Raw genomic sequence first — 13,019 nt, forward strand, 5'->3', positions numbered from 1 at the left:
CCAAACGACCGGAAAATAGGGAACCATCTTCCGGTCGTTTTTGTTGTCAGCTTTAAACCACCTCCTTGGGAGGTGGTGATTGTTTTAAAGCACGCTAAACGTTGTGCTCATGTTTTCAGGCATCGCGCTCGCGACGTCGGAAGACGAGTTCGTCCGCCGAGGAGTCGGCAGGGTCGAAGTAATAGCCATCGCTGTTAAAATCTTTTAGCTGTTCCGGTTGTGTCAGACGATTTTGAATGATGAAGCGACTCATCAGGCCACGAGCCTTTTTGGCATAAAAACTGATCACCTTGAACTTGCCGTTCTTTTCATCCAAAAAGACGGGTTTGATAATCCGTGCCTTTAGTCTGGCGGGCTTGACGGATTTGAAGTACTCATCTGAGGCCAGATTGATCAGGATATCGTCGTTTTGTTCGGCCAGTGCCTGATTAAGCGTTTCCGTAATGGTATCACCCCAAAACTGATACAGGTCGTTGCCGGTGCCGTTTTTCAAGCGAATGCCCATTTCCAGACGATAAGGCCGCATCAGGTCCAACGGACGCAATACGCCATACAAGCCGGACAGTATGCGCAAATGCTGCTGCGCAAAATCAAAATCTGCCTCGCTGAAATCTTCCGCGGCCAGACCGGTATAGACATCACCTTTGAAGGCCAGCAGTGCCTGACGTGCGTTATCCAGCGAAAATTCCGGGCCCCATTCCTGAAAACGAGCGGCATTCAGGTCTGCCAGCTTGTCGCTGATGCTCATCAGCGAGGCGATATCCGCCGGGGTCAATTGCTTGCAATGCTGTATCAGTTGCTGGGAGTACGCCAGCAGCGCAGGCTGCGTATAGCGTTGAGTCGGCAGAGGGCTGGTGTAATCCAGCGTTTTAGCCGGTGAAAGGGTGATGAGCATAAGCATATCCCGTTGGTGTATTGGCAGGCCTTACTGTAGCAAAAGTCAGTAAAAAAGGGGCGATAGCTGCGACAGGCATGATAAATCGGTGTTATGTGGCGTAGCGCGCGATTTTTGGTTAAAAACAGGAATAAATAAAAATGGATGTTAGTTATTTCTTTGATTTTTAATCTTAATTTTCCAATTTTTCTTTTGGCTGGTTTTTTGCTGGTCCGCTTGCGCGGTCTTTGGCGCGTGTTATTATCAGGCTCTGGCGACAGTTCCTGCCACCAGTTCATGCACAAACAATGAGAAAGGCCAACATGACGGATAAACTGACTTCCCTACGCCAATTCACCACCGTAGTGGCAGATACCGGCGATATCGCGGCAATGAAGCTTTACCAGCCGCAGGACGCCACTACCAACCCTTCCCTGATTTTAAATGCTGCGCAGATTCCGGAATACCGTACGCTGATTGATGACGCCGTAGTCTGGGCCCGCGCACAGAGCAGCAAACGCGAGCAGCAGCTTGTTGATGCGACTGACAAACTGGCCGTCAATATCGGTCTGGAAATTCTTAAGCTGATTCCGGGCCGTATCTCTACCGAAGTTGACGCCCGTCTTTCTTACGATACCGAAGCCAGCGTTGCCAAGGCAAAACGTCTGATCAAACTGTATAACGACGCCGGTATCAGCAACGACCGTATTCTGATCAAACTGGCTTCTACCTGGCAGGGTATCCGCGCTGCTGAGCAGTTGGAAAAAGAAGGTATCAACTGCAACCTGACCCTGCTGTTCTCGTTTGCCCAGGCACGTGCCTGCGCAGAAGCCGGTGTGTTCCTGATTTCTCCGTTCGTAGGCCGCATTCTGGACTGGTACAAAGCCAACAGCGACAAGAAAGAGTTTGCTGCACACGAAGACCCGGGTGTTATCTCCGTGACCGATATCTATGAGTACTATAAGTCGCATGGTTATGAAACCGTGGTCATGGGTGCCAGCTTCCGTAATGCGGGCGAGATTCTGGAACTGGCGGGTTGTGATCGTCTGACGATTGCCCCGGCATTGCTCAAAGAACTGGCGGAAAGCCAGGGTGAGGTGGTGCGTAAGCTGTCTTATCAGGGCGAGGTGAAAGCACGTCCGGCTAAGCTGACTGAGTCTGAGTTTTACTGGCAGCACAATCAGGATCCGATGGCGGTGGATAAACTGGCCGACGGTATCCGTAAATTTGCGGTAGACCAGGAAAAACTGGAAAAAATGATCGCCGACCTGCTGTAAGACGTTATCTGTTATAACGACTTGCTTGCAGTAAGGTTTACACCGGTAGGATTGAATACCGTGTGTCTGTCGAAAACGGTCAGCTGGCGCTGGCCGTTGTTGTTTCTGTCATGTTCTGTTGGGCCGATGCGGGCAGCGTGGCGATAGTGCAGTTCCGTGATCGTTTGGCCTGATAGAGATTAACGTCGGCACGACGGATAATTTCATCCAGCCTCTCATCGGGCAGTTCTGCGGCCACCAACCCAATGCTGACGGTAATCCCCGGTGCTACCGAGGCGGCGTTGTACCCGAATTCATGGATCCCTTCTCTGACCCGTTCTGCCACACGCATGGCGTTTTCCAGCGTGATGCCGGGGAGTACGACGGCAAATTCATCACCACCCAGACGACAAATGATGTCACGGTTACGAAACGAGTGCCGAATAATGTCGGCAATGGTTTTGAGCGTTTTATCGCCAGCGGCATGCCCCCATGTGTCGTTCACCTGCTTGAAATGGTCGATATCGATCAACATCGCGCAGAGTGGCTTATCTTCCTGATAGGCGACTTTTAATGCTCGGTTGGCCAACTGGTAAAAGGCGTCCCGGCGCAAAACACCAGTCAGATCGTCGTAACGAGCTGTGGTAGGCAGTTCTATCAGGTACTTCTTCGCAAACAGCGACAACAGGCTACCCATAATGGCAATCAGCAGGCTGATGCAAACCAGCGTGACGACTTCTGCAGAAGAGGTAAGAATGCTGATAAATCCGGGCACATTACTCAAGGTGGTGATGCGCACGCGCGCGCCGATCAGCTTGTCGGTGGGCGAGAGGATGGGCATTACGGTAATAAACTGATCTTTTTCCGGTGAATTACCGGCTGAGGCCAGCATATTCTGGCAGACCCGGATAATCGCCATATCATTAAGCGGCAGGTTGAGTTCAGACAGACGGTTGATGCATTCGTGGCGGGTGTCATGGGTGTTGAACGCCATAATGCGCACCCGGGAGAACATGGAATTGCCGACTTTGTAGAACTGATCACTTTCAGTGACGTCGCCACCCATGTTATTGGCGTCGTACAAACGAATAATATTATCAAAACTGCGTTTTTCTTCCTGCCAGTCTTTTTGACGGGAATTCAGTAACAACAGGCTGGTCAGCGCAACGGAGAACAAGCCGAACAAGACAAAAGCGGAAAATGGATTGGCAAACAACCTTACCAGGTGACTTTTAATAACATTCATTCACTTTTCCTGAACTGCACGGTGGTACGCTATTGTCCGGCCCTGATGTTACTTGCAAAATCAGCCTCGTTGAGGCGCTACGCGGGTTTCCGGAGCCCGGAATTAGTGTAGCCGTTATTCACGTGATGATTTACGCGTACTCTCCCTGTGCAATCTGACTGCGATAATCATGCAAGCTGGGGTAGACTCTTAATTATTATTATGGTCAAAAATATTAATCGATAGTTGAGCATTAACTCGTTGAATCGTTAGATATTGTGCATGGTCATGGCGCGGTTGTTGACGACATCGCGCAGATCTCAGGCATTGTCTCATTAGTGAGCTGATTTTTGAATGGGTTTAATGCATTGGATGATTAATCTGGCTGATAGAACTAATTTTTGGATAAACAAGAGGTGCTTATGAACAGTCTATGTGTTGGTTTGGTATCCATTTCTGATCGCGCGTCCAGCGGGGTTTATCAGGATGAAGGCATTCCGGCTCTGCAGTCATGGCTGAGCGAAGCACTGAGCACCCCTTTTGATGTGCAAACCCGTCTGGTGCCGGATGAACAACCACTAATCGAGCAAACGCTGTGTGAGCTGGTGGACGAATGTGGTTGTCATCTGGTACTGACGACGGGCGGTACCGGGCCAGCTCGTCGTGATGTCACGCCTGATGCCACGCTGGCGGTTGCCGATCGGGAAATGCCGGGGTTCGGCGAACAGATGCGCCAGATTAGCCTGCGTTTTGTGCCTACCGCGATTTTGTCACGTCAGGTTGGTGTCATTCGCAAGCAGGCATTGATTCTCAATTTGCCGGGGCAACCGAAATCTATTCGTGAAACCTTGTCTGGCCTGAAGGATGCAACGGGGCAGGTTATCGTGCCGGGTATTTTTGCCAGTGTCCCCTACTGCATCCAACTGCTGGAGGGGCCTTATATCGAAACCAATCCTGACGTGGTAGTCGCTTTTCGCCCTAAGAGTGCGATACGCGATATAAAAAGCTGAAGTTGACGTATTGAATCAATAATTACCGCTCGATGCTGGTGTGCCAAAAATTTGCCGCTATAGTAATTTTTTATTTACACGATAATATAAAATTATTTTCTTATCATACTGGCATTGCGCGGTGATTTATGGCTAGTGAGCAGCATCGTCGATTGAATCGACACGATTATCAAACCCTCTCGTTGGCGGCATTGGGCGGCGCGCTGGAGTTTTACGACTTCATCATCTTCGTCTTTTTTGCCGCTGTTATTGGTGATCTGTTTTTCCCGTCTGATATTCCCGAATGGTTACGGCAGGTACAGACCTTCGGTATCTTTGCTGCTGGCTATCTGGCGCGTCCGCTAGGCGGTATCGTGATGGCACACTTTGGCGATCGTGTCGGTCGCAAGAAAATGTTCAGCCTGAGTATCCTGCTGATGGCATTGCCGACGTTGGGTATGGGGATGCTGCCAACATACGCCTCCATCGGTATCGCGGCTCCGCTACTGTTATTGTTGATGCGGGTGCTGCAAGGGGCGGCGATTGGCGGTGAAGTGCCGGGCGCGTGGGTGTTTGTGGCGGAACATGTCCCCCGTTCCCGTATCGGTATTGCCTGCGGTACGCTGACTGCTGGACTGACGCTCGGCATTCTGTTTGGTTCGATGGTCGCCACTGTGCTCAATACCTTACTGCAGCCTGGGCAGATTGTTGCCGGTGGCTGGCGTATCCCGTTCTTTATCGGTGGTATTTTTGGGTTGATTGCCTTGTACCTGCGCCGCTGGTTACAAGAAACGCCGATTTTCCGCGAGATGCGGGCGCATAAGGCGCTGGCGGATGAACTGCCGCTCAAAACCGTCGTCTTTCGCCACAAGAAGGCGATAGTAGTCAGTATGTTGCTAACCTGGCTGTTATCCGCGGGCATTGTGGTGGTGATACTGATGGCACCGGTGTACTTGCAGAAATTGCACGGTATTCCGGCAGCGTTAACATTGCAGGCCAATAGTGTGGCTACCATCATGCTGATGGTGGGGTGCATTATTGCCGGGCTGGCATCGGACAGGATTGGCGTTGGCCGCACCTTTATTATCGGTAGCCTGCTGTTTGCCGTATGCAGTTGGTTCTTTTATTCCCATGCCGCCATGAGCCATGGTGTGTTGTTCATCAGCTATGCGCTGGCGGGGTTGAGCGTGGGCGTCGTGGGTGCAGTGCCGTACGTGATGGTGCGTGCATTCCCGGCTGCGGTACGCTTTTCCGGCATTTCTTTTTCCTATAACGTGGCGTACGCCATTTTTGGCGGCATGACACCTATTTTTGTCACGTTGTTGATGAAATGGACACCGCTGGCACCGGCTTTTTATGTGCTGGCGTTGTGTGCACTGGGGTTGGTACTGGGGGTTTATCTCCAGAGTCAAACCCATCGTGAAGTGGAATCGAAAGCCGAGCAGGTGACGTCGCCTGCCAGCGTATAATCGCAGTGGGTAAAAAAGTGAACGAAAAAAGAGAGGCGCAACATGCGCCTCTCTTTTTTACCTGATAGCGAGCGTCACGCGGCTCTATCAGTGTGCGCCACGAGCACCAATCGGCAGTACGGTACGGCCATACTGCTCGTTGAGCACTTCGGCCATCGCCAGGTAGATGGCGCTGGCACCACAGATAATGCCTTCGTAACCGGCGAAGGTCAGCAGTGCGTGGTTGCCGGTGATGTTACCCATCGCCAGCAAGGCGAACAGTACGGTCAGGCTGGCGAACACGAATTGCAGCGCGCGGTTGGCACCCAGTGTGCCGAAGAACATAAACAGGGTGAAGATGCCCCACAGTGCCAGGAATACGCCCAGGAACTGTGCATCGGCGGCTTCCGCCAGGCCCATTTTGGGCAGCATGATGATAGCAACCAGCGTCAACCAGAATGCGCCGTAGGAGGTAAAGGCAGTGACGCCAAAGGTGTTGCCTTTTTTATATTCCAGCAGGCCAGCCAGGATCTGGGCGATACCGCCGTAGAAGATGCCCATGCTCAGAATAATAGAAGTCAGTGGGAAAAAGCCTGCGTTGTGCAGGTTTAACAAAATGGTGGTCATCCCGAAGCCCATCAGTCCCAATGGGCCCGGATTCGCCAACGTTTTCTCGTGCATACATCCTCAGCAATAACAAAATGGTCAATGTGGTGTTGTGTCTCAAAGTTTGCCCGGCGGGCACGCCTTCGAGATGAACGGCCTGCCGCCGTTACCCGCTGTCAGGCCGGGTTAATCCCTTTTCTGCGGCGAGCGCGGCATCATAGCGGGCGGCAATAGGCGATACAACCAGATAGGTTGCGAATAATTTGATCAAAAACGGGGAAGATGCAGTTTTTTTTGGTGACTCCCCCTTGATGCCGGAATTGTCGTCCCCATCTTAGAGTCATCGAAGCGGTTTGACTGAAAAGATAATGACGATTTTGGGGTGTTGAAAAGTAGTATTTCGCCCGCATAGTAGGTTAAACCACCACACCGAATATGACTTTTAAGTGGAGATGTTTAGATGGGTAAGATTATTGGTATCGACTTGGGTACAACCAACTCTTGTGTAGCGATTATGGACGGTACGCAGGTCAAAGTACTGGAAAACAGCGAAGGTGATCGCACCACGCCTTCCATTATTGCTTATACGCAAGATGGTGAAACTCTGGTTGGCCAACCGGCTAAACGTCAGGCGGTGACTAACCCGAAAAATACGCTGTTTGCTATCAAACGCTTGATTGGTCGTCGTTTCCAGGATGAAGAAGTTCAGCGCGACACCAACATCATGCCGTACAGAATTATTCCGGCTGACAACGGCGACGCGTGGGTAGAAGTCAAAGACCAGAAACTGGCTCCGCCGCAGATTTCCGCTGAAGTGCTGAAAAAAATGAAAAAGACGGCGGAAGATTATCTGGGTGAAACCATCACCGAAGCCGTCATTACCGTTCCGGCTTATTTTAACGATGCTCAGCGTCAGGCGACCAAAGATGCCGGCCGTATCGCGGGCCTCGAAGTAAAACGTATCATCAACGAACCGACCGCCGCTGCGCTGGCATACGGTCTGGACAAAGGTGTTGGCAACCGCACTATCGCCGTGTATGACCTGGGTGGTGGTACGTTCGATATATCCATCATCGAAATCGATGACGTGGACGGCGAAAAAACCTTTGAAGTACTGGCGACCAACGGTGATACCCACCTGGGTGGCGAAGACTTCGATAGCCGTATGATCAACTATCTGGTTGACGAGTTTAAAAAAGAGCAGGGCTTTGACCTGCGTAACGACCCGCTGGCGATGCAGCGTCTGAAAGAAGCGGCAGAAAAAGCGAAGATTGAGCTGTCTTCTGCTCAGCAGACTGACGTTAACCTGCCGTATATCACGGCGGACGCAACCGGTCCGAAACACCTGAACATCAAGGTGACTCGCGCCAAACTGGAATCGCTGGTTGAAGACCTGGTAACCCGTTCACTGGAACCGCTGAAAGTGGCGTTGCAGGATGCTGGCCTGTCCGTATCCGAAATCCACGACGTGATCCTGGTCGGTGGTCAGACACGTATGCCGCTGGTACAGAAGAAAGTGGCCGATTTCTTCGGAAAAGAGCCGCGTAAAGACGTTAACCCGGATGAAGCCGTGGCGATCGGTGCTGCGGTGCAGGGTGGCGTGCTGGCCGGTGACGTAAAAGACGTACTGCTGCTGGACGTGACTCCGCTGTCTCTGGGTATCGAAACCATGGGCGGTGTGATGACCCCGCTGATTACCAAGAACACCACGATCCCGACCAAGCACAGTCAGGTGTTCTCAACGGCGGAAGACAACCAGTCTGCGGTGACCATCCATGTACTGCAGGGTGAGCGTAAGCGCGCTCACGATAACAAGTCGCTGGGCCAGTTCAACCTGGACGGTATCCAGCCGGCACCGCGCGGTATGCCGCAGATTGAAGTGACGTTCGACATCGATGCCGACGGTATCCTGCATGTATCGGCTAAAGACAAGAACAGTGGCCGTGAGCAGAACATCACCATCAAAGCCTCTTCGGGCCTGAATGAGGATGAAATTCAGAAAATGGTACGTGACGCTGAAGCTAACGCCGAAGCGGACCGTAAGTTTGAAGAACTGGTACAGGCGCGTAACCAGGGTGACCACCTGCTGCACAGCACCCGTAAGCAACTGGAAGAAACCGGTGACAAACTGGCTGCCGCTGACAAGACCGCTATTGAAGAAGCACTGAAAGCTCTGGAAACTGCGCTGAAAGGTGAAGATAAAGCGGATATCGACGCGAAAATCCAGAAACTGGCCGAAGCATCGACCAAACTGCTGGAAGCCGCTCAGCAGCAACAGGCTCAGGCCGGTGCGGCGGGCGCTGACAATGCCGCCCGTCAGGATGACGATGTGGTTGACGCCGAGTTCGAAGAAGTCAAAGACAAGAAATAATCGCCCTTAAGCGGGCGCAGTAGCGGTAGCTCATACTGTTGCTGGCAACCAGCACGGGCGTCGGGGAAACTCTGCGCCCGTGCACGCATGTTGAGGGCAGGAAAAAAGAATGGCGAAGCAAGACTACTACGAAATTCTGGGTGTTGCGAAAGGCGCGGACGAACGCGACATCAAAAAGGCTTATAAACGGCTGGCGATGAAATATCATCCAGACCGCAATCCGGGCGATAAAGAAGCTGAAGCCAAGTTCAAGGAAGTCAAAGAAGCCTATGAGATTTTGACCGATGCTCAGAAACGCGCCGCCTACGATCAGTATGGACATGCCGCGTTTGAGCAAGGTGGCATGGGAGGCGGTGGTGCCGGTGGTTTCGGCGGCGCTGATTTCGGCGACATTTTTGGTGATGTATTCGGCGATATCTTTGGCGGCGGACGCCGTCAGCGTGCAAGTCGCGGCTCTGATTTACGTTACACCATGGAGCTGACGCTGGAAGAAGCGGTACGCGGCGTCACAAAAGAGATCCGCATCCCGACGTTGCAAGAGTGTGATGTTTGCCATGGTAGCGGCGCTAAACCGGGCAGCAATGCGGTCACGTGCCCGACGTGCCACGGCAACGGACAGGTGCAAATGCGTCAGGGCTTCTTTACGGTGCAGCAGACGTGTCCGCACTGTCATGGGCGCGGGAAAATCATCAAAGACCCTTGCACGAAGTGCCACGGTCACGGTCGTGTCGAGAAGAGCAAAACGCTATCGGTCAAGATCCCGGCAGGGGTCGATACTGGCGACCGCATCCGCCTGGCAGGTGAAGGGGAAGCGGGAGAATTTGGCGCGCCAGCAGGCGATTTGTATGTTCAGGTGCAAGTACGTGAACACCCGATCTTCCAGCGTGAAGACAATAACCTCTATTGCGAAGTACCGATTAACTTCGCGATGGCGGCGCTGGGAGGGGAAATCGAAGTGCCGACGCTCGATGGCCGGGTGATGCTGAAAGTCCCCGCGGAAACGCAAACCGGTAAACTGTTCCGTATGCGCGGTAAAGGTGTGAAATCGGTTCGTGGTGGCGTTCAGGGCGACCTGCTGTGCCGGGTGGTGGTAGAAACCCCGGTCAACTTGAGCGATCGTCAAAAACAACTGTTGCAGGAATTGCAGGAAAGTTTCGGTGGGCCGACTGGCGAAAGCAACAGCCCACGTTCCAAAAGTTTCTTCGACGGTGTGAAAAAATTCTTTGATGATTTGACGCGCTAAGTCGATTCTCCGCCCGTCTTAATAAAAGCCAGCCAGGGTAACCCGGCTGGCTTTTTTACCGATATCGTCTGATTGCTCGATTTATTCGAGCAATAATCCAGTTTAAAACTGCTTTTAACGATGAGTACTGTGGCTTAACCTTGCATCTCATTATCGGGCCGTGATGCCCGTCGATGGGGTAAGGGAGACAAAAATGATAAAGCTATTTCGCTATTTAACCGGCCTGGAAGCGGCTGCCGGTATGATTTTGATTATCGCCACGCTGTTGGCGTTACTGGTTGCCAATATCCCCGCCACACTATCGTGGTATCACGCCTTTCTGGAGATACCGGTTGTACTGGGGATTGGCGCACTGGATATCAACAAACCGCTGCTGTTGTGGATCAATGACGGTTTGATGGCGCTGTTTTTCCTGCAGGTAGGGCTGGAGGTGAAGCGCGAATTGGTCGTCGGTGCGCTGGCGAGTCGACGTCAGGCCATACTGCCGGTGGTGGCGGCGTTTGGTGGGATGCTGGTGCCCGCGCTGTTTTTCCTGCTGTTCAACGCTACCGAAGTAGAAACTCGCTCCGGCTGGGCGATTCCGACAGCGACGGATATCGCTTTCGCGGTCGGTATCCTGGTGCTGTTGGGTAAACGAGTGCCAACCGGGTTAAAGGTGTTTCTGCTGGCACTGGCGATCATTGATGACCTGGGGGCTATCGTCATCATTGCCTTGTTCTATACACAGCAGTTGCATTGGCTGGCGCTGTCAGGCGCACTGGCCGCGATCGCGGTACTGGCGTACATGAATCACCAGCAGGTGATGAAAACCTCAGCCTATCTGTTGGTTGGTATCGTGCTGTGGGTGTGTATTCTGAAATCTGGCGTGCATGCTACGCTTGCTGGGGTGATTGTAGGGTTCTTTATTCCTCTGCGCGTTCCGACTGGTCATACTTCGCCTGCCAGTACGTTGGAGCACGGGCTGGCGAGTTGGATTGCCTTTTTGGTGATTCCGCTGTTTGCTTTCGCTAATGCCGGTATTTCGTTGCAGGGTGTTGAGTTCCGGCACTTGCTGTCGCCATTAACGTTGGGTATCGCCAGCGGATTACTGGTGGGCAAGCCGATTGGTGTGTCGTTATTTAGCTGGCTGGTGATCCGCCTTGGGCTTGGCCGGTTACCGGCTGGCGTGGATTTTCGTCAGGTGATGGCGGTATCGGTGTTGTGCGGTATTGGGTTTACCATGTCTATCTTCATTACGCTGCTGGCGTTTGGCGATGTGTCGGCACAGGATATTCTGTATGCCAAGCTGGCCATTTTGCTGACGTCGTTGACCACGGCGGTGTTAGGCTACCTGACGTTGCGTGCGGTGTTGCCTGCGGCACGCTGAACGGTGCATACATGAACTATGCATACATGAACGATGCTCGCATAAACCATGCGGAACATGAATGAAGGGACGCGGGCCTATGGCGCATATTAACTTCAATCATCTCTACTATTTCTGGCAAGTGTGTAAGACCGGTTCGGTGGCTGCCGCCGCCGAACGGCTATTTTTGACGCCACAAACGATTACCGGGCAAATAAAACTGCTGGAAGAGCGGCTACAGGGAAAACTGTTCAAGCGTAAAGGCCGTGGGCTGGAGCCAACAGAGCTGGGGCAACTGGTATTTCGCTATGCGGACAAGATGTTTGCCTTGAGTCAGGAGATGCTGGATATCGTGAATTACCGCAAGGAATCCAGCCTGCTGTTTGATGTCGGTGTGGCGGATGCCTTGTCTAAACGGCTGGTAAGCCGGGTGTTGGAAACGGTGGTGAATGAACAAATGCCGATTCACCTGCGCTGCTTCGAATCCACCCATGAGCTGCTGATTGAACAGTTAAGCCAGCACAAGCTGGATATGATTTTGTCTGATTGCCCGGTAGATTCCGGCCAGCAGGCAGGACTATTTTCCCGCAAACTGGGTGAGTGCGGGGTAAGCTTTTACAGCCGCCGTCCGGGGCCGAATGTGCCTTTCCCCGCTTGTCTGTCGCAAAGTAAGCTATTAATTCCTGCCCGCCGTACCATGCTGGGGCGCAAACTGCTCAATTGGTTTAGTGAGCAGAATCTGTTAGTGGATATTATGGGCGAGTTCGATGATGCGGCATTGATGACCGCTTTCGGAATGAGTCACGATGCGATTTTTGTCGCGCCATCGCTGCATGCCGATGAAATGGTGGCTCAGGGCGAGATTGTAGAGATTGGCCGCATCGACAACATTCAGGATGAGTATTACGTTATCTTTGCCGAACGCATGATTCAACACCCGGCGGTGCAACGCGTCTGCAACGAAGATTTCTCTTCCCTGTTTTGTGAATAACGGTGTTTTTGCTGTTTAGCAGGCACAAAAAAACCGGCCTGAGCCGGTTTCTTTTAGCGATTTATCACGTAAACGTGATTACTGCATCGCGTTGATCTGCGCAGTCAGATTGGATTTATGACGAGCAGCTTTGTTTTTGTGGATCAGACCTTTGCTGGCCTGACGGTCCACGATCGGTTGCATGTCATTAAATGCTTTCTGCGCAGCTTCTTTATCGCCAGTGGCGATGGCCGCATACACTTTCTTGATGAAAGTACGCATCATGGAGCGACGGCTTGCATTGTGCTTGCGGCGCTTCTCAGACTGTACGGCGCGTTTCTTAGCTGATTTGATATTAGCCAAGGTCCAACTCCCAAATATATTCTATCGAGGACAATTCAAAGGCCGAGGAATATGCCCTTTTAGCCTTCTTTTGTCAATGGATTTGTGCAAATAAGCGCCGTTTGTACGCCAGCGCTTGTTACGTTGTGATGGCGCGGGATTTTAGCAGCTTAAGCGTCGGGAATACAGCCTTTCGCGTCATAAATTCGCCCTTTGCCGCCTTTGTCGCGTCAAGCGTTTGATTACGGGTTAAAAGCCGTGCGCCCGTCGATGCGCCTGCTAGCGGCCAGGTGAAAAATTCTCATTGAGGTGGGAAGGCGAAATACGCTGACATGGCAACAAAAGGCATG

The 13,019-nt window shown here is 52.3% G+C and carries 11 protein-coding genes; 7 read left to right on the forward strand and 4 right to left on the reverse strand.

Features of this window, described 5'->3' with window-relative positions:
- Positions 1-115 precede the first annotated feature (115 nt).
- On the reverse strand, positions 116-895 hold the full coding sequence (yaaA, locus tag LF929_RS02795) for a peroxide stress protein YaaA (protein WP_210174620.1): 780 nt from the start codon (positions 893-895) through the stop codon (positions 116-118).
- A 302-nt stretch (positions 896-1,197) separates the two neighbouring features.
- On the opposite strand from yaaA, the gene tal reads away from it, so the two are divergent.
- Positions 1,198-2,151 carry a transaldolase gene (tal, locus tag LF929_RS02800; RefSeq protein WP_038909062.1) on the forward strand — a complete coding sequence of 318 codons (954 nt, stop codon included), beginning with the start codon at positions 1,198-1,200 and terminating at the stop codon, positions 2,149-2,151.
- Between the two features lie 79 nt (positions 2,152-2,230).
- Here tal and LF929_RS02805 read toward each other — a convergent pair whose 3' ends face one another.
- The gene (locus LF929_RS02805) at positions 2,231-3,376 is read right to left on the reverse strand and encodes a GGDEF domain-containing protein (protein WP_210176306.1); all 1,146 of its coding nucleotides are present in this window, start codon (positions 3,374-3,376) and stop codon (positions 2,231-2,233) included.
- A 401-nt stretch (positions 3,377-3,777) separates the two neighbouring features.
- Here LF929_RS02805 and mog point away from each other — a divergent pair, with 401 nt between their 5' ends.
- The gene (gene mog, locus LF929_RS02810; protein WP_038905711.1) at positions 3,778-4,365 is read left to right on the forward strand and encodes a molybdopterin adenylyltransferase; all 588 of its coding nucleotides are present in this window, start codon (positions 3,778-3,780) and stop codon (positions 4,363-4,365) included.
- Between the two features lie 128 nt (positions 4,366-4,493).
- Entirely contained in the window at positions 4,494-5,813 is a 1,320-nt protein-coding gene (locus tag LF929_RS02815) for an MFS transporter (protein ID WP_038909060.1), read from the forward strand.
- An 87-nt stretch (positions 5,814-5,900) separates the two neighbouring features.
- Here the strand turns inward: LF929_RS02815 and satP are convergent, their stop codons facing one another.
- The gene (gene satP, locus LF929_RS02820) at positions 5,901-6,473 is read right to left on the reverse strand and encodes an acetate uptake transporter (RefSeq protein ID WP_016940653.1); all 573 of its coding nucleotides are present in this window, start codon (positions 6,471-6,473) and stop codon (positions 5,901-5,903) included.
- A 385-nt stretch (positions 6,474-6,858) separates the two neighbouring features.
- On the opposite strand from satP, the gene dnaK reads away from it, so the two are divergent.
- The 4 genes from dnaK (at position 6,859) to nhaR (ending at position 12,348) form a co-directional block, all read left to right on the forward strand.
- Positions 6,859-8,769: a molecular chaperone DnaK gene (gene dnaK / locus LF929_RS02825; RefSeq protein ID WP_012886223.1), complete on the forward strand. Its 1,911-nt coding sequence runs from the start codon at positions 6,859-6,861 to the stop codon at positions 8,767-8,769.
- Between the two features lie 109 nt (positions 8,770-8,878).
- On the forward strand, positions 8,879-10,012 hold the full coding sequence (dnaJ, locus tag LF929_RS02830) for a molecular chaperone DnaJ (RefSeq protein ID WP_016940651.1): 1,134 nt from the start codon (positions 8,879-8,881) through the stop codon (positions 10,010-10,012).
- Between the two features lie 193 nt (positions 10,013-10,205).
- The gene (gene nhaA, locus LF929_RS02835) at positions 10,206-11,378 is read left to right on the forward strand and encodes a Na+/H+ antiporter NhaA (protein ID WP_210174617.1); all 1,173 of its coding nucleotides are present in this window, start codon (positions 10,206-10,208) and stop codon (positions 11,376-11,378) included.
- Positions 11,379-11,457: 79 nt separating this feature from the next.
- Positions 11,458-12,348, forward strand: a complete 891-nt coding sequence (gene nhaR, locus LF929_RS02840; RefSeq protein WP_210174616.1) for a transcriptional activator NhaR — start codon at positions 11,458-11,460, stop codon at positions 12,346-12,348.
- Between the two features lie 78 nt (positions 12,349-12,426).
- On the opposite strand, the gene rpsT is transcribed toward nhaR, so the two are convergent.
- Positions 12,427-12,690, reverse strand: coding sequence for a 30S ribosomal protein S20 (gene rpsT, locus LF929_RS02845; RefSeq protein WP_012768310.1), 264 nt, complete (start codon positions 12,688-12,690; stop codon positions 12,427-12,429).
- Between the last annotated feature and the right edge of the window lie 329 nt (positions 12,691-13,019).

The sequence above is a fragment of the Dickeya oryzae genome (genome assembly GCF_020406815.2).
In the GTDB taxonomy this organism is placed as follows: domain Bacteria; phylum Pseudomonadota; class Gammaproteobacteria; order Enterobacterales; family Enterobacteriaceae; genus Dickeya; species Dickeya oryzae.

Bases quoted from the DNA above. Each gene is read 5' to 3' on its own strand.
- yaaA (WP_210174620.1), bottom strand. From the start codon at position 895: ATGCTCATCACCCTTTCACCGGCTAAAACGCTGGATTACACCAGCCCT.
- tal (WP_038909062.1), top strand. From the start codon at position 1,198: ATGACGGATAAACTGACTTCCCTACGCCAATTCACCACCGTAGTGGCA.
- LF929_RS02805 (WP_210176306.1), bottom strand. From the start codon at position 3,376: ATGAATGTTATTAAAAGTCACCTGGTAAGGTTGTTTGCCAATCCATTT.
- mog (WP_038905711.1), top strand. From the start codon at position 3,778: ATGAACAGTCTATGTGTTGGTTTGGTATCCATTTCTGATCGCGCGTCC.
- LF929_RS02815 (WP_038909060.1), top strand. From the start codon at position 4,494: ATGGCTAGTGAGCAGCATCGTCGATTGAATCGACACGATTATCAAACC.
- satP (WP_016940653.1), bottom strand. From the start codon at position 6,473: ATGCACGAGAAAACGTTGGCGAATCCGGGCCCATTGGGACTGATGGGC.
- dnaK (WP_012886223.1), top strand. From the start codon at position 6,859: ATGGGTAAGATTATTGGTATCGACTTGGGTACAACCAACTCTTGTGTA.
- dnaJ (WP_016940651.1), top strand. From the start codon at position 8,879: ATGGCGAAGCAAGACTACTACGAAATTCTGGGTGTTGCGAAAGGCGCG.
- nhaA (WP_210174617.1), top strand. From the start codon at position 10,206: ATGATAAAGCTATTTCGCTATTTAACCGGCCTGGAAGCGGCTGCCGGT.
- nhaR (WP_210174616.1), top strand. From the start codon at position 11,458: ATGGCGCATATTAACTTCAATCATCTCTACTATTTCTGGCAAGTGTGT.